We start from the raw sequence: 24,676 nt of genomic DNA, 5'->3' as shown, positions 1-24,676 counted from the left end.
TGCGCTCAACTCGGCTGTGCTCAGATCGGCTGGGGTGCCTCTTTCAGCCCCGAAAAGACGGCGGCGATCAGACGCCGTCCTTGGGCCACACCGTCGTCGTTGTTCGCGACGCGCCACAGAAAGCTCATAAGCATGATGATGTCGGCGGGGTCGTGCCCGGGAGCGATGGTGCCCTCGGCCACGCAGGCCTCGACGAGCTTGGCCACCGCCGCGGTGGTCGGCGCCCACGAAGCGCTGATCACGTCCTGGGCCGCGGCGCTGTGCAACGCGTCACCGAGGCCGTGCTTGATGCGGATGTAGGCCGACAGAGTCTCGAACCACTCGACGAACGCGTCCTTCGCCGATGGATGGCGCGCCAGCGCCTCGTCGGCGGTGGTGGTCAGGCGTTCGATGTCGTGCTGGTAGGCCGCCAGGATCAGATCCTCCCGGGTGGGGAAGTGCCGGTAGAGCGTGCCGGCGCCGACGCCGGCACGCTTGGCGACCTCGCTCAGCGGCACGAGCGGGTTGTCCCCGAACAGTTCGTGGGCGGCCTCGATGATCGCCACACGGTTGCGCGCGGCGGCCTTGCGCTGCGTGCCGTAGGTGCTCGGCGTCTGTTCGGTCATCACCCTATGGTGCCTCCGATGGACTTGCGGACAATCCTCCGCTAGTTTGGGTGAGAACTTGCGGAGAATCGTCCGCAAGTTCAAATCCCACAGGAGACGCCCATGCGTTATGTGAAGCTCGGCACCACCGGCCTGGACGTTTCGCCCATCGCGATCGGTGCGATGACCTACGGCGAGCCCGACCGCGGCCACCCCGTCTGGTCCCTCGGCGAGGAGGATGCGCGCCCGCTGATCAAGCACGCTCTCGACGCGGGCATCAACTTCTTCGACACCGCCAACATGTACTCCAACGGGTCCAGCGAGGAGATCCTCGGCCGCGCACTGCGCGACTTCGCGAACCGCGACGATGTAGTGATCGCGACCAAACTGCGTCATCCCATGCGCCCCGGCCCGAACGGGAAGGGCCTGTCCCGCAAGGCGATCATGACCGAGGTCGACCACAGCCTGCGACGGTTGGGCACCGACTACATCGACCTTTACCAGGTGCACCGCAACGACCACGCGACGCCGCTGGAGGAGACCCTCGAAACGCTCAGCGATCTGGTCAAGGTCGGCAAGGTGCGCTACCTGGGCGCGTCGTCGATGTTCGCGTGGGAGTTCGCGAAGGCCCTGCACCTGCAGAAGCAGAACGGCTGGGCCCGGTTCGTGTCCATGCAGGATCACTACAACCTGCTCGCCCGCGAGGAGGAACGCGAAATGATCCCGCTGTGCCTGGACGAGGGCGTCGGCACCATCATCTGGAGCCCACTCGCGCGGGGCCGTCTGGCCCGTGGCTGGGATGAGGCGAACTCCACTGCCCGCTCCGAAACCGACGGTGCCTACGCCGACACGCTCTACTCGCCCGAGCAGGAAGCCTCGAACCACGCCATCATTGATGCGGTCGGCCAGGTCGCTGCCGCCCACCGCGTGAGCCGCGCGTCCATCGCCCTGGCCTGGCTGCATCGCCAGCCGGTCGTCACCGCTCCGCTGGTCGGCGCCGGGTCGATCAAGCAGATCGACGACGCGATCGCGTCGTTGGACGTCGAGCTCACCGATGAGGACGTACGCGCCCTCACCGCCCCCTACACACCGCGGTATGACTGGCAGGGCGTCTCGGACGAGGCGGCCATGGATGCGATCCGCGCTCGTGTCCCGGGAATGGCGCTGAGGTGAGGTTGATTGTTCGCTCCGGCGCGGCAGTCCGCCAGCTGGCGAACTGAGCAAGCGTCGCAAGAATGTCGCTGGTCGGTAGCCGTCCGGCTGAGGGAGACGGGCGCTGCGGGAATCGCATGACCTGTTGGGATCGTTGTGACCAGTGTGCTCGCTTGGCGACGGGCACCGTTCCCAGTGATCCTCTGTACGGCTGCCGTCGTCACCACCACGCGACGCCTTGCTACGATCCCTTGATCAACCGCTGTGCCTGGAGTGTGCATGACCGACCGTCTCACCACCGCGATGATCAGCCAGGCGGCCGAACGGTTGCGGCCGGTGGTACGTCGCACCGCGCTGGAGCCGAACCAGCGGCTGTCCGACCTGCTCGGCGGTCAGGTGCTGCTCAAGCGCGAGGACGCGCAGGTCTGTCGCTCGTACAAGGTGCGCGGCGCGTTCAACCTGATCGCCTCGCTCACGGACGAGGAGCGGCGGCGCGGTGTGGTCTGCGCGAGCGCGGGCAACCACGGGCAGGGGGTGGCGTTCGCCTGCGCGCGTCTCGGGATTGGGGGGCGTGTGTACGTACCGTCCACCACACCGCGGCAGAAGCGTGAGCGCATCGCGGCGCTCGGCGGCGACCGGGTGGAGGTCGTGGTCGGCGGCGGTACCTACGACGAGGCGAGCACCGCCGCGCACGCCGACAGCGAGCACACCGGTGCGATCTACGTACATCCGTTCGACGACGTCAGGACGATGGCCGGGCAGGGCACGGTCGGCCTGGAGATCCTGGCGCAGTCAGGGGAGGCGCCGCACACCGTGGTCGTCCCGGTCGGTGGAGGCGGTCTGATCAGCGGCATCGCCATCTGGCTGCGCGAGCACTCACCCCGCACCCGCATCGTCGGCGCCGAACCCGCCGGCGCGGCCAGCATGCGCGCCGCCCTCGACCACGGCGGGCCCCTCGCCCTGCCCGAGCTGGACACCTTTGTGGACGGCGCCGCCGTCGGAAGGGTGGGAGAGGCCACGTTCCCCCTGGTCAAGGACTTGGTGGATGAGGTGGTCGCGGTCGATGAGGGTGCGGTGTGCACCGAGATGCTGGATCTGTACCAGACCGATGGCATCATCGCCGAGCCCGCCGGAGCCCTCGCGGGAGCGGCCGCCCGTGAGCTGCTGCCGTACTCCTCCTCCGGAGGGCCGCTGGTGTGCGTGGTGTCGGGCGGCAACAACGACGTCAGCCGGTACGGCGAGGTGCTGGAGCGCTCTCTCGTCCACATCGGGCTGCGGCACTACTTCCTGGTGACCTTCCCGCAGCGCCCCGGCGCCCTGCGGCACTTCCTGGACGAGGTGCTGGGCGAGGGCGAGGACATCATCGCCTTCGAGTACGTCAAGAAGAACAACCGCGAAACCGGCCCGGCGCTCGTCGGCATCGAGCTCGAGCGGGCCAGTGATCTCGACAGTCTCCTGTTCCGCATGAAGGCCAGCCCACTCACGGTGGAGCGTGTCCCGCCTGGCTCGCCGCTGTTCACCTTTCTTCTCTGACCTCCCGCCACGGCGTGCTGGCGATCGAGCGGGGAGTAATCAGGACGAGGCCGACCGGCGGCGTTTTCGGCCTGCTCAACTGCGGTCGTTGAAAGAAATGCCGGCCGTGCTCGCCTCGTACACGCGGGCCGGGCCCCTCCCGAGGGCTGAGGCGGCTACCGCCGAAGTTGTAGGCGGACGCCCCGTCGTACGCCGCTGGTTGACGAAAAATCTCTACTTTTCGTCGTATTTAACGAGTTCAGGGCGGTTGGTAGCGTCAGGCGCGCAACGCGGAATGATCCCGAGCCCAGGAGGCCGGTGTGGTCATGCGATGGTTGACGGCGCTCGCTCTGATCTTCTCCGGAGTCCTCGTGGCGACGGGGGCGGCACCGGCCTCGGCCGAGTCGGCGCAGCCGGGGCCGGGCCAGTTCTACGGCGTGCGGGTGCGGGTGCTGAGCAACGTGTCGATCCCCGCCGGCGCCACCACGACGGTCAGCGTGGCGGGCGTCGGCGCGGTGCCCGCCAGCGGCGTCGCGAGCGTCGCGGTGAACTTCGCGGCCAAGGGCGCGAGCGCCGCCGGCGGCCTCGTCGTCTTCCTGTCGGACCTGGCCGCCGCGCCCGCGGTGACCGGCACCCGCTACCGGTCGGGCGTGTGGGACGACCAGCTCGTGACGGTCAAGCTCGGCGCGGACGGCGCGCTCAAGGTCAAGAACACCGGGACGGCCGCCGTCAACGTCTACGCCGACGTGCACGGGTACGTCACCGCCGTGGCCGCCGCGGCGCCCGGCGCGCGGTACGTACCGTTGAACACCGCGCGGATCATCGGCAACCAGAGCGTCGCCGCCAACTCGACCGCCACGTTCGCGGTGGCGGGGGTGGGCGGAGTGCCGGCGTCCGGGGTGGCGTACGTGGCGCTGACGTTCGCGGTGAAGAGCACCGGGTCGGGCAAGATGATCGCCTACCCGTCGGGCGGCACGCCACCCGCCGGGTCGAACATCGACTACCGGCCCTCCTACTTCCAGTCCAACCTGGTCATCGCCGCGCTCGGGACGGACGGCAAGATCGCCGTCAACAACAACGGGCCGGCCGCGCTGACGGTGTACGCCGACGTGGCGGGCTACTTCGCGACGCCCGCCGCCGCGGTCGCCGCCTCGGCCCTGGTGCCCGTCGCCCCGTCGCGGACTCTCGCCTCGGTGACAGTGGCGGCGGGCGCCTCGTACACGGTGGCACCGCTCGGCAAGGGCGGCGTGCCGCCCACTGGGGTGAGCGCAGTCGGGGTGAACATCACCGTCAAGGGCACCGTGAACGGCCTGCTGCGCGTGTACCCCGCGGGCCAGGCGAGCATCCCGGGCGGCGGTTCGATCGCGTACCAGCCGAACGACTTCTGGTCGAGCCTGGTGCCGGTCAAGGTGGGCACCGGCGGCACGTTCGTGATCCTCAACACCGGCACCGCGAGCGTCAGCGTGACCGTCGACACCTTCGACTACTACCGGTCGCCGTCCGCGCCGTCCGCGCCGTCCGGCGTGACCGCCTCGGCCACCGACGGCGGCGCCGACGTCGCGTGGCAGGCTCCGGCAGACGGCGGCGCGTCGATCTCCACGTACACGGTGACCGTCTCGCCCGGCGGCGCCCGCGTCACCTCCGCCACGACCTCCGCGCACGTGGGCGGGCTGACCAACGGCAGCGCGTACGTGTTCACCGTGACGGCTGCGAACGCGGCCGGCACCTCGCCCGCCTCCGCGCCCTCCGAGCCGGTCACCCCAGCCGCCCCCCGCGCACCCGGCACGCCGTTCATCACCGCCGTGACCATGCGTGACGCGGCGGCGAAAGTGGACTGGAGCCCGCCGGACACCGGCACGGCGGGCATCGTGAAGTACCTCGTCACCGCCTCGCCGGGCAACGTCGTCGTGGACGCCGCCGCCGAGGCGACCCAGGCGACGGTCGGCGGGCTGACGAACGGGACGGCCTACACGTTCGTGGTCACCGCGGTGAACGGCACGGGCAGCGGCCGGCCCTCGGCGCCCTCACAGCCCGTCACCCCCGCGCCCGCCACGACGCCGCTGCGGCCGCCCGTCCTCTCGGTGGTCCCGCTGGACCAGAAGGTCGAGCTCCAGTGGGTGGAGCCGCCCGACGGCGGCGCGGCGATCAGCGGGTACCACCTGACGGCCGAGCCCGGCGGGCTCACGCTGGACACACCTGCCGCGACCACGGTCGCCACGTTCGCGGGGCTGACGAACGGGACGGAGTACACGTTCACCGTCGCGGCCCGCAACGCCGCGGGCACGGGTGAGGCCGAGACCGCCGGCCCGGCCACCCCGGCGGCGCGGCGGGCTCCGATCGCACCCGTCGGGGTGACCGCCTCGACCACCGCCGACGGCTCGGTCAAGGTCACGTGGAACGCGCCCAGGGACACCGGAACCGCGCCCATCACCTCATACACGGTGACAGCGAGCCCCGGCGGCGCGACGGCCACGGTAACGACGACGAGCGCGGTCCTGTCCGGTCTCGACGTGGCGACGGCGTACACCTTCACCGTACGGGCCGCCAACCAGCACGGCGCCGGCCCCGAAAGCGCGGCCAGCCAAGCGGTCGTGCCGGAGGTGAGCGCCAAGGCCACCCCTGTCGTGCTGTCGGCCGCCTCGCTGGCCCGCCTGATCTCGGTCGGCACCGACGGCACGCTCGACTTCGACTCCCCGCCCGCGCAGGTGAGCGACCTGACCGCCGGCGCGTACGTCGTCGCCCCGGTCTCGGCGAACACGCCACGCGGCCTGTTCCGCAAGGTCACCGCCGTGACCACCCGCGGAGCCATGCTCAGCGTGATGACCGAGGAGGCCGCCATCCCCGACGTCGTGGGAGACGGCGACGTGGCCTTCGACACGGTGACGGACGCGTCCGCCGTCCAGTTCACGCCGCTCGCTCCAGGCGTACGGGTCGCGCGGCCCACCCAGGACGGCAAGCCGGTGGGCACGGCGGGCGGCCCCGGCAGCATCGGCCTGCGCGACGGCGCGCTCGTGGTGGAGGTCGCCACGAAGGCCGGCCCGGCCGGGCACGACGACGTCGGCAGGAAGCTGGAGATGTGGATGACGCTGGCCCCGCACGGCCACGGCAAGATCCACCTCAAGGGCGGGGCATTGGAGCTCGATCACTTCGGCGCCAGCGTCAACGTCGCGCTGAACACGGTCGGCAAGATCGGCGCGATGGCCGGGTGGCAGAAGAAGTGGCTGATCGGACGCATGCGCACGCCCTGCATCGACCTCCAGCTCGGCCCGCTGCCGGTGCTGATCTGCCCGGAGTTCGATGTCTACGTGCAGTTCGAGGTGGACGGCTCGCTCGGCATCGCCTTCCAGGCCGGTTACAGCCGGGAGGTCGGCGCCACGGTCACCCTCCAGGGCGGCGATCTCAGCATGGACAAGATCGACATTCCGGGGCGGCAGAACCACGCCGAGCTGATCGCGTACGGCGACGCGGGCGCAAAGATCAGCTTCCCGTTCGAGGAGGTCATGTACATCTACGGCGCCGCGGGTCCCGGCGCCAGCTTCGCCCCCTACGTCCAGGTCATCGCCGACACCACCCAGAACCCGTGGCTGGAGTTACGCGTCGGGCTGACGCTCGGCGGCTTCATGAAGACCAGGAGCCTGTTCGGCAAGGCCCTGTCGATCAGGAAGGACGACCTGGTCAACTGGTGGTACTCGGCCTGGCACTCGGGCCCGTTCACCGGCATCGAGATCGACCCTGCGCACGTCGAGGGCGGGCCAAACACCGCGTACGACTTCGATTTCAAGGTCACCGGCATTCCCGAGATCACCGCCGTCGAGTGGAGCGTCATCACCGGTCCTGGCACCATCGACCAGAACGGCACGTACACCTCTCCCTCGTACGGTCATGCCACGATCCAGGCGTACAGTCCCGCCAACGGCACCCGCCCGCCCCAGTACGCCGAGGCGGAGATCACCATTTGCGACTGCCTGCCAGGACCGCCGCAGAACGCGGTGGCCCGGCCCGGCCCGCTGCAGGCCACGGTCTCGTGGACGGCCCCCGCGCCCGTGCCGGGCTCCCCGCCCGTTGACGGCTACGCCGTCGTCACCGACCCGCCGAGCGGCACCCGCTACACCAAGGAAACGCAGGTGGTGGTGGACCAGCTCAAGCCTGGAGTCATGTACACCATCTGGGTCTACGCCCACAACTTCCGCGGATACGGCGAAGCCTCCCAGCCCACCGCGGTCATGCCCACCCGCGCGATGATCGGCTTCGGCGCGCCCGTCAACGTGGCCGTGGACGCCGACGGCAATCCCGACACCATGAACTTCGCCGGGAGCTGGGGTTCCAAGCTGTCGGCCGACGGCCGCTACGTGTTCTTCGCGGTACGCTCCGGCAGCAACCTCGCGCCGAACGAGGTGTACGAGCCCAACGGCAACGCCATCTACCTGGTACGCAAGGACCTCCAGACCGGCGAGATCATCCTCGTCTCGCGCGGCGGCGACGGCCGTACCCCCAGCTACATCCCCATCACCGTGCCGGGCACGGGCATGGCCACCAACCGAGACGGCTCGATCGTCGCCTACATCGGTGACAGGAACGCCCCCTTCACCTCTCCGGCGATCATCATCAGGAACCTCAGGACCGGGCAGGTCTGGGTGGAGGACCCGGGCGTGGCCTACGAGGACTTCGACACGATGTCGCTGCGCCTCAGCGAGGACGGCACGGTCATCGCCGTCCGCGTCGGCCTGACCACCGACGCTCCGCCGCCGCGTGAGGCCACCATCTACCGCGGCGTCGTCGGCCAGCCGCTGACCAGGGTGGACACGGTCTGCGTCGCGAAACCGGGCTGCCACACCAACAACTACTTCGGCATGACGCGGGACGGCGTCCTGGTCTGGTACGGAGTGAGCCTGACCGCCTTCGTCGGCACCCTTCAGGTCTACAACGCCAACAGCGGCACCACCGTGGACCTGCACCCCAACGCCACCGAGGACGACCACTTCCTGCAGGCGATGCTGTCCGGCGACGGCAGCACCATCGCCGCCTTCTACGCCTGGGGCACCGAGACCACCAGCGGCCAGGGACTGGTCATCAAGCCCGTCAACGCCGGCCGCATCGTGGCGGGCGACATCCTGATCTCCAGCAAGTCGAACGTCGATCCGCAGGCGATCAACAGGAACGGCCGCGTCGTCGTCTACACCGAGCACTACGACGTGGACGGCAGCAGCCGTACCCGGTACAAGATCTACGACCGGGGCGCGGGCGGGCCGACCGTCACGATCCCCGGCGTCAGCTCCTACCCGTACATCCGGCCGCAGCTCGACGACGACGGCGGCCTGCTGGTGTGGACCTCGGAGAGCCCGGACTACGACGGCGTGTACGCGTGGCGGTACTGACCAGTGCGCCAGTGTCGCCGCCTGCTCATTTTGCCCACCTCGCCGCGAGGAAGGACCACCTGATGCTCGTCCGCCGCGTTTCGACAGCCGCCCTCCTCACCCTTGTCGCATCCTTGATCACCCTGCTGCCGGCCTACGCCTGGACGCCTTCCGCCGAGTCCTCAGGCGTGCCCCTACCTGGGGGGATATATCCAGGTTCGTCCCGCTATGACGGCGCTGGTTACTACCAGTACGCGCCGTCCATCGTGCAGACCTCCGACGCCCAGAGGATCATCTATTACTGCGCCAACACGGTCGAGTACTCATCGAGCAGCGGCAACGCGCTCCAGGCCACTCACGATCACGTCCTGTTCAACGTCGGCACCCGGCAGCCGAACGGGTCGTACACGTGGGGTGCCACCCAGGTAGCGCTGCGGCCCCGCCTTCAACCGGCCGACCCGCACTACCAGCCTGCCACGCCGAGCTGGGCGGCGTACCACATCTGCGACCCGGACGTCGTCAAGGGCAGCTTCACCTACACGACGCCCCAGAGCGGCGAGAAGACCTACACGTGGGCGATGTTCTTCACCGCCGCCGACAATGACGACCATGGCGCGGACGGCCGGTTCAACGTGGTCGGCGTTGCCCTCGCCACCTCTCCGCTGGGGCCGTGGACCATCGTCGCCTCCCCGCTCATCGACATCACCGAACCCGACTACAACGCGGCCGGGTACGGTGTCGGCCAGCCGAGCGTGACCAGTGTCGATCAGCGGGGGAATCTCCTGCTGTTCTACAGCGGGCTGGACTGCGCCGCGCTGGACGTGCCGGAGCCGTCCTGCGACGGGACCGCCCGGGGCACCGCCGTACGCACACTCAACCTGGGCAACGCCAACGCGCCGGTACTCGGCACGAGGTCGTTCATCACCACGGCCGGTCTGACGCCGGAACCGTTCCTGCCCGGCTCCGGACGATTCCTGCACAACGCGTCCTGGGCCTACGACCCCGAGCGGGACTCGTTCGTCGTCTCCCGCGACACCGGGCAGCTCGACGGCAACGAAGTACAGGCGAACGTCGAAGTCGACCGAATCGCCGGATCGAGCGTCTGGACGGGCGGTGGCGCCTGGACGGTCGTCGGTCAGATCACCAGCGCCCAGACGGGCTACCGGTGGAACCACAATTCTGGCCTGGTGCGGGACGTTTATGGCGGTCTGGCCTATCAGCGCCCGCTGGACTACTCGGGGGTCGACGTGTACTTCGCCACCGAACCCGGACCGGCGAACACCGCGCCACCTTGGGACGGCTACTTCAAGTACCGCATGTACCACAGCGCCTCTCCGCTGTAATCGCGCTCAAGGCGCGCGCCCCGAGCCGCCGGAGGTCTCCTGGGCTGCCTGGTGGCGGCGTGACGGTGGCGGGGCGGCAGGTGGGCGCCGGCGGTGTCGTCGAGGTTCCAGGTGCCGGAAGGCTAGGATTCCGCGCATGCAGCGCCCTCTCGCCCACAAGTCGGCCGTCGGCCTGCTCGCCGTTCTCTGGCCCGGCCTCATCGGTGGCATCGTGCTCGTCTGGCGGAACGACGCCACCCCCTTCGAGATCTTCGTGGGAGTGTTCTGGAGCGCGGTCTGGTATTTCTGGCTTGCCCGGATCTGGCTGGGCGGCCCGATGGCGATCGGGCTGATGCGCAAGGCGCTCTTCGCGATCTGCCCGATCATGATCGCCGCCGCCGTGGCCGTCGGGATCGCCGACGGCGAGGTGTACCCGTCGCAGCTGGTCGGGCTCGCGGCCGCATTGTGCGGGATCGCCAGCGGGGTGCTGCTCAGCCGCGGGGACGTCAAGAAGTGGAGCCTATCCACGGTCGCGGTGCGGACGGTCCGCCAGCCGCCTGACGGAATCGCCTTCGACCTGCGTTCCGCCGCGCTTCGCCGAAGCAGGGGTATGTTCGGCTGCCTGATGATGGTCGTCACCGTGCTCATGCTGCTCGTGGTCGGCGTCATCGGCGCGACGCTGCCCGAGGGCCGGGGGACGAATGCCCCGGACTACATCGCCTTCATGGTCGGCGTGGTGCTGGTGGTGATCATCGGCATAGCCGGATATATCCGGCTAAACATCCAGGCTAGGGCTATGGGCGTGCTGACCATCACCGAGCGGCACATCAACGAGCATCCCTGGCCAAGGCTCCGCTCGGTCGCCCTGTCGTACAAGGGCGAAGCGGCGGTCGTGGGCGGAATCACCAGATACCCGTCGGCGCGGCTCGACCTGTCCTTCTACGACCAGTCGGACGAGCACCACCTCAGGCTGCCTGACGCCGCCGCCTTGCACCGCTCGATCGCGGAGGCGCTTTCGACGCACAGCCCCGAGGGCGTCTTCGCCGGCTGGGTCCCGCGAACCGACGCGACACATCCGGTCCGGTGAGTGCCTGATCTCCGCGCAGGCTAATCCAGGCGGGACTCGGCAGGCCAATGCCCTTCAGGTAGCGATCTCGCTGGAAGCGGGGCTGAGTTCCCTGCGCCGAAAACTGGAAGCGATGCTCGGAATGGAGGTGGACGTGTCGATTATCCGCATAGGCGGCTCGTTCGACAACCCGCCGTTCGTCAAAATCCCATGATGCCGGAAGAGAATAATTATCGCTACTGCAAGGTCTTCACAACAGCGCCCGAGGTGGCGGTGAAGGCATTGCTGGTCGAGCTGCTCGGCAGTGAATTCGACCGTCACACCATGGACTTGACGAGCTTCGTAGTTGAGGTTCGCAGGAATCCAGACGCATATATCCACACAGTACCCGGGGACGAGTTTCTCGGCTGGCCAATCCTGGTCGAGCTGGAAGAAGGCGAAGATGCCGAGTCCGCCATGGTTGAGGTTGCGGCCGGCGCATGGATAGCGCTGCGAACGTGTGGGAACGATGGGGTCATGGAGTTGTACACCGCCGTGCCGTCGGCCGAGTGGCGGGACACCAAGGCGACGCTGCACCGGTTCTGCCAGGTAGTGGGCAAGATCCGGCTCGCCTCGGCGGCCCGGCGCAACCACTGGTGGAACGCGCCGTTCCACGTCACCGGGCGAGGGATCACCACTCGTCCGATGGGACAGGCCGACGGTAACCCGATCTTCACGATCGACTTCGACTTCGTCGGCCACCAGCTGCTCCTCAGCACGGTGGACGGCCGGGAGGTGTCGTTCTCGCTCCCCGGCCAGTCGGTGTCGTCCTTCTACCACCAAACCATGCGGGCACTGACGGCCCTGGACGTGCGAGTGGACATACCCCTACCACGGCCGTTCGACCTGCCCGACTCCGACCGGCCGTTCGCCGACGACACCGAGCACGCGCACTACGATCCGGCCGAGGTCACCCGCTACTGGCAGGTCCTCAGCCAGGTGAACCTCCTGCTGGAGGAGTTCGCCGCGGGCTACTCCGGCAAGATCAGCCCGGTGCACCACTTCTGGCACACCTTCGACATCGCCTGCACCCGCTTCTCCGACCGCGTGATCGACCAGCCGCCCGGAGCCGACCCGGTGACGCGGGAAGCGTACTCGCGGGAGGTGATCAGCTCCGGCTTCTGGTTCGGTGACGACGCCTTCCCGGACCCGGCCTTCTACTCCTACACCGCTCCCGAGCCCAAAGGCCTGGACAACGAGCCCTTGGAGCCCGCGGCAGCGCGGTGGATCGAGCAGCGAGGCGGCCATCTGGCCGTGCTGCGCCACGCCGACGCCCTGGCCGAGGCCGATCCGCGCGCCGCCGTCCTCGCCTTCTACGGCAGCGCTTACCAGGCGGGAGCCCGGCGCGCCGGTTGGGACATCGCCCAGCTCGCCTGCCCCGGCGGGGTCACCGATCCGGTGCTGAGCGCTGGAACGTGACCGCGCACTGTATTTCGATCCCGTACGGCGCCAGCTGAAGCTCACTACTATCCGGCCATGATCTTCGACCTTTCGATACTCCTGAGAATCGGCGTGGCCATGGCCATTCCCGCGGTGTTCGCCTGCGCATCTGTGACGATCGCGGCGCAGTCCGCCCCACGGAATCGCCACGTACGCGTACGCCGCCGCTATGTGGTCGGGGGATTGTTCCTGTCGTTCGTCGGCGTCTGGATGATGGCATTCGGCGCGTGGTCGGCGCGTGCGGACACGCGCTACGGCGGCGCCGTCTTGATCGGGCTCAGTCTGCTGACCCTCATAGGCGGAGGTCTGCTCCTCTTAGGTTTCGGCCCGCTAGCCTCGTGGCTGCTGGAAATCCTCGGTCGGTACACGAAACGGCTGCCGCTGCTCGTTCGCCTGGCGGCCCGCGACCTGGCCGGTCGTCGCCCGACTACGGCTCCCGCGATCACGGTGACGATGATGGCGACCAGCTTCGGCATCGCGCTCACGATCGTCGCGGTCGGCATGACGGCGCAGGACAGGGCCGCCTACTCCCCCAGCGCCCGGCCCGGCACCCTCCTGGTGCGGCTCTTCTCGGCGGAGCAGGCCGGTCCCGTACGTACGGCGATCCAGCGGGAGTTACCCGGAGTTCCCATCGCCCAGAGCGAGAGTCCGCGTGAATACCGACACTTCGCGGCGAATGCCGAGAACGTCGACCTGCCGGAAGAGTCCGTCTACCCGAACGGAGTCATCGGCGACGAGGCACTGCTGCGGTATCTCACGGGCGACCAGTCGACGCCGTACGACGAGGGCAAGGCCGTGGTGGTCACGACCGCCGACGTGAAGGTCGACTCGGTCGAGATCGACTACAACGTGACCGGGAGCGACGGCCCGCCGACGAGCAAGACCACTCCGGCGACCGTCGCCAGAACCCTCGACCCTCACATGGAGACGATCTTCGTCCCGGCGAAGGTCGTCCGGGACCTCGGCTATCAGCTGAAGCCGGACGAGCTGATCGTCGATCCCTCCCTCCATCGCATCTCGGCGGGCGAACAGGCGCGGCTCGACAGCCGGCTGGGCGACATCGCGGAAACCTATGTCGAGCGGGGATTCCAGGCTTCGACCACCTGGCTGGTCGTCGCCGCGGCGACGCTCCTCATCGCCCTCTGCGGTGCTTGGGCCGCCGGGGACGGTAAGGACACGAGTTCACGAGCGGGTCGGGTGCTGAGGCGGACCGGTGACGGATCGGCCGCGACTTTCCGGTGGTTCGCCGCTTCCCGTGCGGGGCTGAGCACGCTGTGCGGAACGGTGTTGGGCGCGGTCGCCGGGTGCCCCATCGGGATGTTGCTGCTATGGCCTTTCACCGCGTCGGGCTCATGGGATGATCCGGTACGGGTGCCCTTCGAAACTCCGTGGCCGGCGATCGCGGCCGTGGTCGTCGGGCTGCCCGTCATCGCCGCCGCCCTCGGCGGACTCCTCGCACGTGAGCGAGCCGGCGGCGAGCCGACCGCTGCTCTGTGATCAGCGACTTTCAGGTGGGTGGGGTGGCCAGTGGGAGGACGATGGGCGGCTGGACCTGCTCGTCCCGGCCGCCTGGGTCGGTTTCCACCGCGCCTCGGATGCACAGGGACGGTGACCACGCGACGGACGACGGCTGGCCGAGTCTGACCACCGTGCCGACCTTGAAGCAGTAGCCCGTGGCCGCGTCCAGGCCGCCGACCGTGTACGTGATGCTGCCGCTGCCCATCGACAGCACGCGGTCACCGGGAGACTGCTGGAGCACCATGGGGAAGTCGCTCTTGCGCTGCTGCTTCCAGGACAGCGTCACGGTCGTGCCGTTGTCGGTCACCAGTCTCAGGTCCTTGGGCCGCTGTGCGCTCATCGCCGCCGCGTCCAGGGTCTTGGCGGGACGGGCGATGGACGGCCCGGTAGAAGGCTCGGTAGAGGGCAGGGCACTGGGTGGTGGGGTCCGGGCGGCCGAGTCGGGTGGCTTGGCGGTCGTCGTGGGGTCGGTGCCTCCGGTCCCGGGGTCGGTGCCTCTGGTCGTGGCGGACTGGGGCTCCAGGGTGATCCGCGGTGGGGTCGACGGGCGGCCGTTCATGGCGGCGGCGACGCTGGCCGCGCCGATCAGCACGGCCAGGCCGGAGGTGCCGGCGATGAACAGGGGGACTTTCTTGCTCCTGCGCCTCGGCTCCGCCTGGGCCTGTGGCTGCGCCGTACCCGGCTGGTGGGAGGACGGGTAGAGCGGCCGGGGCGGTCGGGGAAGTGACGCCGAGCGGTCGGGGTCGACGGTCCAGACGAGAGCACGCGGCACCGACGTCTCACCGGCCACCGCTGGCGCTGGTTGCACTGGTGGCACCGACAGTAACGGCGAGCCGAGTGGCAAGTCGCCCGGCCCGGTCTGCGATGGTCCCGGCACGGGCGCAGGTCCGACAGAAGCGGGTGGCAAGCCGGGCCCGGTCTGCGAAGGCTCCGGCGCGGGTCCGACGGGGGTGGGCGGCAAGCCGGGGCCGGTCTGCGAGGGCCTCGGCGCGGGCGCGGGCCCGGTCTGCGATGGCGTCAGGCGGGAGCTCGGAGCGACCAGTTTGTACGTGGATGGGGCCGCTTGGTGGGCGGTGGGTGGAACCGACTGGTCCAGGGCGGCGTGGGCGAAGCGGGTGGCGAGGTCGGCGGCCGTAGGGCGGGACTCGGGGGACTTGGCCATCGCCTGATTGACGGCGGACACGAGGTCGGGCGGCAAGCCGGGAGACGCCAGGGGCGGCGGCTCCTCGCTCAGCACGCCGAAGACGAACCGGGCCGAGGTGTCCGGCCCGTCCAGGGCGAACGCGGGCCGCCCGGCAAGCAGCTCGTACAGCATCGACCCGAGCGAGTACACGTCCGACGCCGGACTGGCCGAGCGGCCCTCAAGCAGCTCGGGCGGGCTGTGGACGGACACGGACGTCCCGTCGGGCAGTTCGGCCAGTGACATCAGCCCGCTCATGCCGAACCCGGTCAATCTGGGCTCGCCGTGCTCGGGCAGGACCACGTTCTCCGGCCGTACGTCGCCGTGCACCCCGCCCGCCCCGTGAGTGGCCGCGAGCGCGGCGGCCACCGCGCGCGCGACGCGCAGCGCCTCGCCCGGCGGCGCGGGCAGGGTCCGGCCGGGCCGTTCGGCCAGCGTGCAGCCTCCGTGCAGCTCGGTCACCAGGTACGGGCGGCCGTCGGCGGTGGTGCCGATGTCGAGTACCGGGATCACGTTCGGATGGGCAGCGAGTGCGTCCGGGAAGCGGAAGCCGCGCAGCAGCGGCTTGAGCCGGCGCTTGTCCACCCGGCGGCAGGCCAGCGACCGCAGCAGCACCGAGGCGCCGTCGCGGTCGGCCGTCGCGAGGTACGCGCTCCACGGCCCGTCCTGCCCGGCCCGCTCCTGGAGCCGGTAACCACGGACCTTCTCCGTCACCGTCACGCGTTCACTTCCCGGACCCGACAGCCACCGGTCCTCTTCCTCGCCGTCACGCGTTCACTTCCCGGACCCGACTGCCACCGGCCCTCTTCCTCGCCGTCACGCGTTCACTTCCCCGATCCGGCGTCACCGCTTCCCGGAGGCAGCAGCCACCGGCCCTATCCGTCGCCGTCATGCGATCACTGCGGGACCGCCCAGGTCGTCGGTCTCGAACGCCTCGTCCTCGATCATCGGGAACCGGGTCCGCTCGCGGTCCTGCTCCTGGCCTTGGCCGCCACCTCCCATGCCCGGCGGGTACATGCCCATCGGCATACCGCCGGTCCCGCCCCGCGCGGCCCCGCCGGCCGTCAGGCCACCCGCGCCCTGCGCGGCCGTCGTGGCGGTGCCGGTCCCCGAGGGGGTGAGCGGGCCGGTGGAGGGTACGCCCGTGTTCACCCGGTGGGCCAGGTCGGGCGACATGGTGTCCGGGAAGCCGGCCAGGTTCGCCTTGGTGTCGGGCAGGCCGGGGGTCTTGAGGTCGCCGGGATTCTTCAGGTCCGGGGTCTGGGGACTCTGCAGGTCGGGGGTCTTCACTCCAGCCTGGTCGAGGCCGGGGAGGTTCGGGTTCTGGGCGCCGTTGGGGTCCGGCAGGTTCGTGCCGGGATCGGTCGGGCGCTGGTTCGGGTCGGTCAGGCCGGACGGGTCCCCGACACCGGACGACGTGGGGTCGGGCAGGCCGGACAGGCTGGAGTACGGGCTGCCGAGGCCCGTGTACGGATCGGAGACGCCGCCACCACCGAGTCGGCCGTTGCCGCCCAGGCCGTCCATCTTCGGCAGTTCCACGGGAGTGACACCCGCGCCGGGGGGCGGAGCCGCGCGCTGCTCCAGTTCGGGGGCGATCCGGTCGTAGACCACTCCCATGAACCTGTTGAGTTGTCGCAGGTGGTGCCGGGCCAGGGCGTGAGCGTTGCCGTCGGTGCCGAACACGCTGTCACGCAGATCGTCGTCCCAGCCCGCGCTGCCGACCTGGGGGACGTTGTCCCGGAAGAAGGGCAGCACATCACGGCCGTACCAGATGAGCGGGTTGGCGACCGTCTGAGCGCTGTAGTTCACCGCGGCGAGATCCTTCTGGAGCTCGCCGATCTTCTTGAAGACGCCCTCCAGTGGCTCCCCGCCGAGGGAGGCGGCGATGCGCTGCGTCTCCGTCTGCAGGTTCCGCATCGACTCCTCGCAGCTCGCGGCCAGGGTCGCGTAGTTGTGGCCGGCGTCCTCGATCTTCCGCGGGTCGGTGTGGTTGCGGATGAGGTCGACGATGCCCTGGCTGTTCTCGCTGTCGCCCTTGCTCGTGGCGATGTCATCGGGCAGCGGACGGGTGCCGTCCTTGAGCTGGTACAGGGTGTAAGCGGTCATGTCGCCGTCCCGCGCAGGCCTTGGGCCACGGCCTGGTCGGCGTCCATGGCCGCCTTCACGGTCTGGTCGAGCGTCTCCAGGATGGCCTCGTAGACCGAGCAGAGCTGGGTGACGGCGCTCTTCAGACTGGTCTGCGCCTTGTCGGTGGTGAGTCTCAGGTCGGTGGCCGCCTGCCAGGTGCCCAGGTCGCGCTCGGTCAGCGTGGAGCGGCTGACGAGAACCTCCAGGCTCGGCGTGCCGCCCAGCCCCCTGAGCCGGTCGAGGTCGGCGCGGAGCTTCTCGACGGGCGAGTCGGGACGCGGCTTGCCGGTCTCCGGGTCCACGAAGTCGGCGATCTTGATGAACATCTCCTTCTTCGCCCCGCCCGGATCGACGTGGTATTTGGTCACCAACTCATCGCGCGTCGCCTCGGAGACCCGTGGCCGGGCGGTCGGCGGGTACCCTCCGTGCCCGTAAGTCTGCAGGTAGTCGGTGTACTCTTCCTCGGTGTTGCGCGGGTCCAGCTGTACCTCGTAGACGCGCCCGTCCTCGCCCGACTCGACGCCGTTGCGCTGGTCTCTCGGGAGGCCGAGGCCGTCCCTGGTGTCGTCCCGCTCGCCGCCGTCGTCAGGTGTCGGCATGAATCTCTCCCGGATATCGGTCTGCGCCCCTCCCCTCTGTATCCCGTACCGGGCGCGCCGGCGTTTCACTTCAAAGAATTTGGAACGGAATCCGGCTTGCCGCTCAAGACCGGCAAAATCCCCTTACATGGCCATTTCCTGGGCCGGCACCACCGCCCTCGCCCTGCTGCTCGCCATCACGCCCATTACCTCCGCGCAGGCGGACGGGATGGCTCCCTCCTGCAACCCCGAGGCCGGGGTCCAGGACGTCAGTGGCAAGCCCTGGCCGCAGGAGCGGCTGCGCTTCCAGCGGGTGTGGCGGCTGACCCGGGGCGAGGGCGTCACCGTCGCGGTCGTCGACAGCGGCGTGGACGCGCGGCACCCGCAGCTCGCCGGGGCGGTCACGACCTCCGAGGACCTGACGGGTACGGACCAGCGCGACTGCGTGGGCCACGGTACGGCCGTGGCGGGCATCATCGCCGGCCGCGACCTCACCTCGCGCGGCGTACCGTTCCTCGGGGTCGCGCCGGGCGCGCGGATCCTGTCGATCAAGCAGACCGAGACGCCGGACGGTGAGGTGTCACTGCTGGCCCGGGGCATCAGGCGGGCCGCCGAGCTCGGCGCGAAGGTCATCAACGTGTCCGTGGAGGCGCACGACCAGCCGGAGCTCAAGTCGGCCGTCGCGTACGCGCAGAGCAGGGACGTGGTGATCGTCGCGGCGGCCGGCAACGTGAAGCGTGAGGACGGCGAGGTGACGCCGTCCTACCCGGCCGACTACCCCGGCGTGATCGCAGTGGGCGCGGCCTCCCCCGACGGCACGAAGTCGGCGTTCTCCAACGGCACCACCAGGGTCTCCGTCACCGCCCCCGGCTCCGGGATCACCAGTACGTGGACGGGCGGCGGCTACCGTACGGACCTCGACGGCACCAGCTTCGCCGCGCCGTACGTGTCGGGGGTCGTGGCGCTGGTCAGGGCCCGGCATCCGGAGCTCGACCTGTGGCAGGTCAAGCGCCGGGTGGAGCTGACGGCCGAGGGCGGCGGCGCCACCGGGACCGGCGCGGGCCTGGTCAACCCGCTGCTCGCCGTCACCGCCGTACTGCCCGACTCGGTGGAGAAGGCGGGCGGCGGGGTGCCGGTCGTCGTGGCCAAGGCCGCCGCCCCCGACCCGCGTACGCGCGGGCTGGCCGTGGGCATCGCGGGAGGCACGGTCGCGGTGACGGGGCTGGTGATCTTCGTGGCGATCATGCTTCCCAAGGCCAGGCGGCGGGGCTGGCGCGCCGGGTGATCCAACATTTCCAGGAATGTTGAAGTCAGATCGGCCCTCCCGCGCACCGGCTTATGGTGCTCGCGTTGTCCCATGTTCGATACCGGGAGGTGAACCGTGGCGCAGCCGACCACTTATCAGCAGGGCAGTCAGCACGACGCGGCCGCTCGCGCGCTGACCGCGCACGAGCACATCACGCAGATCCACAACAGACTGCTCCAAATCCCCGAGCAGCTCGGCGGCTCGTGGAAGGGCGAGTCGGCGACCGTCTACACGCAGGTTCTCAACGAGTGGAACCCGCAGTTCAAGAAGGTCATCGACGCCCTCCACCAGATCGCCGAGAACCTCAAGGGCTCGGGGATCGAGTACGAGGAGGCCAGCACCTCCACCCAGGCCGTCACGAAGAACCTCATGGCCGCGCTCAACGGCGGTGCCGTCCGATGAGCGGGATCGACGTCAGGGAAGGATCTCAATGACCGGTGGCGGAGACATCATCCTCGCCAATTTCGACGAGATGGAAGAGATCGCGGCCGAGCTCGGCCGGGCGTACGCCAATCTCGTCGGCGAGCTGACCGACCTCGAGAACGACCTGAAGATCCTGGAGACCTGGGACGGCTCCGCGAAGGGCGTCTACCTGGAGGCCAAGCGCGAGTGGAACGAGGCCGTGGTGACGATGGGTGACACCATGCAGCGCTTCGGCCCGGCCCTGCACGACGCGACCGAGATCATGCGCGACGCCGAGCAGGCCAACGTCCGACGCTGGGGCACCTGAGCCGAACGATGGCTGAAGGCGACAACGGGATACCCGCCGAGCTGGTCATCGACCCGGCGGCGGCCGGTGACCAGGCGATGTGCCGGCCGGACGCGCTGCTGGACGTCGCCGGGGCGATGTCGAGGGATCTGCTGCCCCGGCTCGAGTCGGCCGGGCACCGGGTGCCCGACCTGTCGTTCACGGCCGTCGGCGACTGGGATGTGGCACGAGGGTACGCCGAGACCATGCAACGGGCGCGCATGGCCACGGTGGACACGATGGGGTTCGTGACCGAGCTGGTCAGCAGGGTCGTCGAGGATCTGGTCGCCACCGCGAACACCGTCAGGGACGCCGACCAACGGGCCGGCGACACCGCTCGCCGTACCGGATCTGCCGGATCTGCCGGATAGAGGGCCGCGTGGGAGAACCGAAGCCGATCAAGGAGGGCGCGCTGCCGGCCGGCGCGCCCGAGAGCTACGGCGGGCGCGACTCGATCCGGCGGTTGATCATGAACACCCGGCCGGAGGAGTTCGGCGGTGTCGCGGACGCCTACCAATCGGCCGGCACGCTCCTTGACCAGACGATCAAGGAGTTGTCCCAATACGCCTCACGTCTCGTCGCCGATGGAAACTGGGGCGGCGAGTCGGCGCGGGCCATGCTCGGGCGGATGGCGCGGGTGCAGTCGTATCTCGGCACGCTGCGGAGCCAGATCGGCGACATCCCGTCATCCGTCCAGCAGGCCAGCCGTGAGCTGGCCACGGCGAAGGAGCAGTTCGAGCCGGCCACCCGGGAGCAGTACGCCACGGTGGACACCGGGTCGTACATCTCCCGGGAATTGAGCAACGACCCCGACGCCGACGCCCGGCGCTTCCTCGCGGATCTGAACGGCCGCTTGAGGGACGCGCACGGGATCCTGCCCGAGCGGCTACCGTGGGACGCCGACCTGGCCTCCAGCGCGCCGTACCTGCCTCCAGTTGTGCGCGACAGCACTCCGACCGGTGGCGGGATCGACTTGGAGTCCACGCGCCCGGTCGCCCGGCTGGCCAGTGTGGATCCGACGGCGTCACCTATCTCGGCGGCGCCGCAGACCGCGCCGCTCGCTGCGGCGGTCCCTGGAACCGCCACTCCCCCGACCCTCGGGACCACGCCGGACCAGGTCCCCGGGCTGATCACGTCAACGAGCGGAACGCCCTCCGTGGCCCAGCTCACCAGGTACCCGCCGACGACCGGCCCCGCGCCGATCGGGACCAACCCGACCACGTCCGAGCCGACACGCTCCTTGACCGGCGCCCGGCCCGACACCGCGCGGACCGACACCGCGCGGACCGACCCCACGCGGACCGACCCGACGCGGACCGGTGACCCGCGAACCGACAACCTGCGGACCTACTCCGAGCGGACCGACGGCGCGCGGACCGGTGACCCGTACCGGTCCGGCCCCATGCGCTCCGTCCTTGACCAGAGCAGCCCCATCGCCGACCAGGCCCGCAGCCCACTCGGCGGCCTCCCGCGCGAGACCGGCCCGTCCGTACGCCCCGGCGTCGTGCCGGTCGTGGACGGGACGTGGCCCGCCACGAACCCCACATCGTCCGGCGGCCCCACAGGGGCGGCCGCCGGTACCGGTGGCATGCCGTTCATGCCGATGGGCGGCGGCCCGGCCGGGTACGAGGGTGCGCCGGTCGCGCACCGGACGGCCCCGCCGCCCCCTGATGAGCCGGGCCTGTTCCGTCCCGCGTACGATCCCGGCCAACCGGTGGTGGACTGACCCATGACATCCGACAGCGACCTCAAGCGCATGGAGATGAACGCCGACTCCGTCCGTGAGGTCGGCCGCAACATCGCCGGCAAGCCCATGCAGCGCCTCAACGACATGACCCGCGTCGTGGCGGGGCTCAACGTGCACTCCGGCGCTTTCGGCCTGTTCGGCTTCTTCGGCTCGTCGCTGGCGGACGCGCTCGACCAGGTCAAGCTGGCTGCCCACCAGTACGTGTCGGCGACCAGGCATGAGCTGGCCGAGATGGAGTCGAAGGCGTTCGACACGGCCAACGCCGCCGTCCAGGGCGACGGCGCGGCCACCCGCGTCACGGCCGTCTGAGAGCCACCGTCCGAGAGCTACTGTCCGAGAGCTACTGTCCGAGAGCCACCGTCTGAGAGCAAGTCTGAGAACGAGGACACATGCCGACACAACCGCAGTCCGTCATCGCCGGCGCGGGCATGGCCCAGCTGGGCTCGGCGCTGCTGGGCGGCGGCCGCGCGAAGTACGCCGGACTGATCATCGCCCTCACCGCCGCCGACACCCCCGAGCTGCGGCGGGCCGCGCAACAGTGGGAGGAGCTGTCGGCGGGGCTACGCGAGCACCCCCAGCTGATCCAGGAGTCCGTCAAGGACGTGCACTGGATGGCGACGAGCGCCGAGCTGTTCCAGCAGACGGTCGACACGCACAGCGACGAGGTCGCCGACAAGGCCGACCTGCCGCAGGCCACGGCGGACTCCATGCGCACCTCGGCCGACGCGCTCGACTTCGCCGGGAACCTGATGTTCGACGTGGGCGCCGCCATCCTCCTGGCGGGGACGATCTACCAGCTCGGGCGGATCAACCCTTATGTACGGCCCGCCGCGGAGGTGGCGGCGACGATGTTCGGCCGCCGGGCCGACCAGCAGGCCGGTCAGGGCGTCTTGAAGCTGCAGACGTTCCTCAGGGGATCGGAGGGACTGGCCGGGAAGATCGCCGGCCGGTTCACCAAGGTGTCGCCCGTCAAGAAGCTGCTCTTCGGCGGCGCGACTGCGATAAGCGGCGGGATGCTCGCCAATTCGGCCGTGGCCGACGACCTCAGCGAAACGGCCCTCCCGCGGGGCAACCAGCCGCATCCGACCCAGCGCGACCAGCCGAATCCAATGCAAGGCAACCAGCCGAACCCGACGAAGGAAGTGTGATGCCGGCTTTCGACGAAGCGGCCATCGACCGCATGATCGCCGACACCCAGCGCCCCCTGGACGGGTTCGCGGAGCTGTACGAGCAGGTCCTGGCCGTGCAGGGGGTCGCCCAGGACGCGGAGAAGCTGGTGACCGTGGAGTGCTCCACCCAGGGCGTCACCGCGCTGGACATCAACCCGCGCGCGCTCCGCTGGGGCTCGGACAGGCTCGCCACCACGATCCTGGAGCTGATCGGCGCATCGCTGGCCGACCTGCAGGAGAAGTCGAACGCGCTCATGGCCGAACGGTGGGGCGCGGCCCCGCCGGACCTCACCGAGGAGGGCAACCCGGCCGAGCTGCGCCTGCAGAACGCGCAGGACTCGTACGACAGGGTCATGGAGAACGCGATGGCCGAGCTGGCCCGCATCCACCGACGCGTGGACGGTTCCTAGAAGATCACTAAAGACCGTGGCCCGTGAGGTGGTGGAGCGGCTGGCTGCACAGCGAATGAGACCATTTTCATGGGGATTGTTGAACGATGCTACAATCCCCTTACATCTTGCCATGCGCCCGGTCGACGGAAGGACGCCCTTGACCAGCAACGAGCACCGTCAGATCCGCTCTGTCGAAGATGAGGTGCGTGCCTGCGCGATCCGGGCCGAGCAGAGCTGCGCGTCCCTCCACAAGGCGACGGATGCGGCCATCGACACCGCGCTGCGTGCCATGGCGGAACGGTTGCGGGCGGCGCGGGACATCCTCACGACCGCCAACGAAGAAGACCTCGCGGCAGCCGTCTCCGCTGGGATGTCGCCGGCCCTGCAGGACCGGCTGCGGTTGACCGGCCCACGGTTGGAGAGCATGGCCGCCGAACTGCGCACGCTGGCGGATGTGGCGCACGAGCCTCGCGACCAGGTCCTCGAAGAGCGCGCGGATGGCCTTACCCTGCTGGAACGTCGCCGGCCGGTCGGCGTCATCGGCGCGAACTTCGAGGCACGTCCGAACGTCACCCTCGACATCGCCTCCCAGTTCCTCAAGTCACGCAACGCGGGCGTGTTGCGCACTGGTTCGGCCGCGCTGCGCTCGTCCCGGGCCCTCGTGGACCAGGTGATCGCACCGGCCCTCGGCGAGGCCGGCCTCGATCCGGACGCCATCCAGCTGATACCCAGCGAAGACCACTCGGCGGCGTACGCGCTAGTGTCCCTGCCCCAGCTCATCCCACTGGTCATCCTGCGCGGCAGCGGCGACAGCACCCGCGACCTCGGCCGCCACGCGGCCCGCCACGGCGTCCGTACCCTCGCCCACGCCGACGGCGGCGGGGTCCTGTACGTGCATCCGGCCGCCGACGACAAGGTCGTGCACCAGCTGATCACCGACAGCCTGGACCGGCTGGGCGTGTGCAACCGGCTCAATCTGCTGCTCATCGACCAGTGCGTGTACGACGAGCGGCTACCCGGCATTCTTGAGGTCCTGGACCGCCTGGGCGTGACCGCCTCGCTGCCTCCGCACACCCACCCGCGTGGGTATGAGTGGTCTCTCGACTCCAACCGTGCGGCCACCGTGACCGTCGACGCCGTCGACGGCCCACTGCACGCGGCTCGAATCGCCAACGAAGAGACATCCGGACTGGCCGCCGCCATCGCGACCGAGGACCCGGCCGCCGCCGCGCAGTTCATCGACGCCTACACCGGCTCCGGCGTCTTCTGGAACTCCACCACGCGGCTCCTCGACGGCTTCAAACTGCTGCGGCTGCCAGAGACCGGAATCAACATCGACCGGGTACCCGGCCCACGCGGCCCGGTGAGCTTCCGCGACCTGTACCTACGGCAGTACATGATCGTGCCGAGCGGCCGGCTCACGTCCTGACCGGACCGTCCGT

Annotated in this window: 20 protein-coding genes; 16 read left to right on the top strand and 4 right to left on the bottom strand. The window is 69.7% G+C overall.

The window, feature by feature from the left end; genetic code table 11:
• Positions 1-20: 20 nt before the first annotated feature.
• Complete coding sequence (locus AB0B64_RS14460) at positions 21-605, bottom strand: TetR/AcrR family transcriptional regulator (RefSeq protein ID WP_358177482.1); 585 nt, start codon at positions 603-605, stop codon at positions 21-23.
• A 102-nt stretch (positions 606-707) separates the two neighbouring features.
• Between AB0B64_RS14460 and AB0B64_RS14455 the strand changes: the two genes are divergently transcribed.
• The 7 genes from AB0B64_RS14455 (at position 708) to AB0B64_RS14425 (ending at position 13,966) form a co-directional block, all read left to right on the top strand.
• A complete protein-coding gene (locus AB0B64_RS14455; protein ID WP_357942202.1) occupies positions 708-1,757 on the top strand; it encodes an aldo/keto reductase in 1,050 nt (349 codons plus the stop codon).
• Positions 1,758-2,015: 258 nt separating this feature from the next.
• Positions 2,016-3,269, top strand: a complete 1,254-nt coding sequence (gene ilvA / locus AB0B64_RS14450) for a threonine ammonia-lyase IlvA (protein WP_358177479.1) — start codon at positions 2,016-2,018, stop codon at positions 3,267-3,269.
• Positions 3,270-3,574: 305 nt separating this feature from the next.
• Positions 3,575-8,623, top strand: coding sequence for a fibronectin type III domain-containing protein (locus AB0B64_RS14445; RefSeq protein ID WP_358177476.1), 5,049 nt, complete (start codon positions 3,575-3,577; stop codon positions 8,621-8,623).
• Positions 8,624-8,685: 62 nt separating this feature from the next.
• Positions 8,686-9,945, top strand: coding sequence for a hypothetical protein (locus AB0B64_RS14440; protein ID WP_358177473.1), 1,260 nt, complete (start codon positions 8,686-8,688; stop codon positions 9,943-9,945).
• A gap of 136 nt (positions 9,946-10,081) precedes the next feature.
• Complete coding sequence (locus AB0B64_RS14435; RefSeq protein ID WP_358177471.1) at positions 10,082-11,011, top strand: hypothetical protein; 930 nt, start codon at positions 10,082-10,084, stop codon at positions 11,009-11,011.
• A gap of 495 nt (positions 11,012-11,506) precedes the next feature.
• A complete protein-coding gene (locus AB0B64_RS14430; RefSeq protein WP_358177468.1) occupies positions 11,507-12,448 on the top strand; it encodes a DUF5996 family protein in 942 nt (313 codons plus the stop codon).
• A gap of 57 nt (positions 12,449-12,505) precedes the next feature.
• Entirely contained in the window at positions 12,506-13,966 is a 1,461-nt protein-coding gene (locus AB0B64_RS14425; protein ID WP_358177465.1) for a hypothetical protein, read from the top strand.
• A 10-nt stretch (positions 13,967-13,976) separates the two neighbouring features.
• On the opposite strand, the gene AB0B64_RS14420 is transcribed toward AB0B64_RS14425, so the two are convergent.
• From AB0B64_RS14420 to AB0B64_RS14410, 3 genes are all read right to left on the bottom strand, one after another.
• Positions 13,977-15,887, bottom strand: coding sequence for a protein kinase (locus AB0B64_RS14420; RefSeq protein WP_358177462.1), 1,911 nt, complete (start codon positions 15,885-15,887; stop codon positions 13,977-13,979).
• Positions 15,888-16,055: 168 nt separating this feature from the next.
• Positions 16,056-17,273, bottom strand: a complete 1,218-nt coding sequence (locus tag AB0B64_RS14415; RefSeq protein WP_358177459.1) for a hypothetical protein — start codon at positions 17,271-17,273, stop codon at positions 16,056-16,058.
• The gene (locus tag AB0B64_RS14410) at positions 17,270-17,893 is read right to left on the bottom strand and encodes a hypothetical protein (protein WP_357942182.1); all 624 of its coding nucleotides are present in this window, start codon (positions 17,891-17,893) and stop codon (positions 17,270-17,272) included. Before AB0B64_RS14410 ends, AB0B64_RS14415 begins: the two co-directional genes overlap by 4 nt.
• 127 nt (positions 17,894-18,020) lie before the next feature.
• On the opposite strand from AB0B64_RS14410, the gene mycP reads away from it, so the two are divergent.
• From mycP to AB0B64_RS14365, 9 genes are all read left to right on the top strand, one after another.
• Positions 18,021-19,157, top strand: coding sequence for a type VII secretion-associated serine protease mycosin (gene mycP / locus AB0B64_RS14405; protein ID WP_357942180.1), 1,137 nt, complete (start codon positions 18,021-18,023; stop codon positions 19,155-19,157).
• 96 nt (positions 19,158-19,253) lie between these two features.
• A complete protein-coding gene (locus AB0B64_RS14400) occupies positions 19,254-19,580 on the top strand; it encodes a WXG100 family type VII secretion target (RefSeq protein WP_357942178.1) in 327 nt (108 codons plus the stop codon).
• Between the two features lie 28 nt (positions 19,581-19,608).
• Positions 19,609-19,908 carry a WXG100 family type VII secretion target gene (locus AB0B64_RS14395; protein WP_357942176.1) on the top strand — a complete coding sequence of 100 codons (300 nt, stop codon included), beginning with the start codon at positions 19,609-19,611 and terminating at the stop codon, positions 19,906-19,908.
• An 8-nt stretch (positions 19,909-19,916) separates the two neighbouring features.
• Positions 19,917-20,297, top strand: a complete 381-nt coding sequence (locus tag AB0B64_RS14390; protein WP_358177457.1) for a hypothetical protein — start codon at positions 19,917-19,919, stop codon at positions 20,295-20,297.
• An 8-nt stretch (positions 20,298-20,305) separates the two neighbouring features.
• Positions 20,306-21,652, top strand: coding sequence for a hypothetical protein (locus AB0B64_RS14385; RefSeq protein WP_358177454.1), 1,347 nt, complete (start codon positions 20,306-20,308; stop codon positions 21,650-21,652).
• Between the two features lie 3 nt (positions 21,653-21,655).
• A complete protein-coding gene (locus tag AB0B64_RS14380) occupies positions 21,656-21,982 on the top strand; it encodes a hypothetical protein (protein WP_358177451.1) in 327 nt (108 codons plus the stop codon).
• An 80-nt stretch (positions 21,983-22,062) separates the two neighbouring features.
• Positions 22,063-22,821: a hypothetical protein gene (locus tag AB0B64_RS14375; protein WP_358177448.1), complete on the top strand. Its 759-nt coding sequence runs from the start codon at positions 22,063-22,065 to the stop codon at positions 22,819-22,821.
• Complete coding sequence (locus AB0B64_RS14370; RefSeq protein ID WP_358177445.1) at positions 22,821-23,252, top strand: hypothetical protein; 432 nt, start codon at positions 22,821-22,823, stop codon at positions 23,250-23,252. The genes AB0B64_RS14375 and AB0B64_RS14370 overlap by 1 nt, the downstream gene beginning before the upstream one ends.
• A 139-nt stretch (positions 23,253-23,391) precedes the next feature.
• Positions 23,392-24,663, top strand: a complete 1,272-nt coding sequence (locus AB0B64_RS14365; RefSeq protein WP_358177442.1) for an aldehyde dehydrogenase family protein — start codon at positions 23,392-23,394, stop codon at positions 24,661-24,663.
• Positions 24,664-24,676 lie beyond the last annotated feature (13 nt).

Origin of the sequence: Nonomuraea sp. NPDC049129 (assembly GCF_040648495.1) — a bacterium.
Lineage (GTDB): Bacteria > Actinomycetota > Actinomycetes > Streptosporangiales > Streptosporangiaceae > Nonomuraea.
This window is presented reverse-complemented; position numbering and strand designations above follow the sequence as displayed.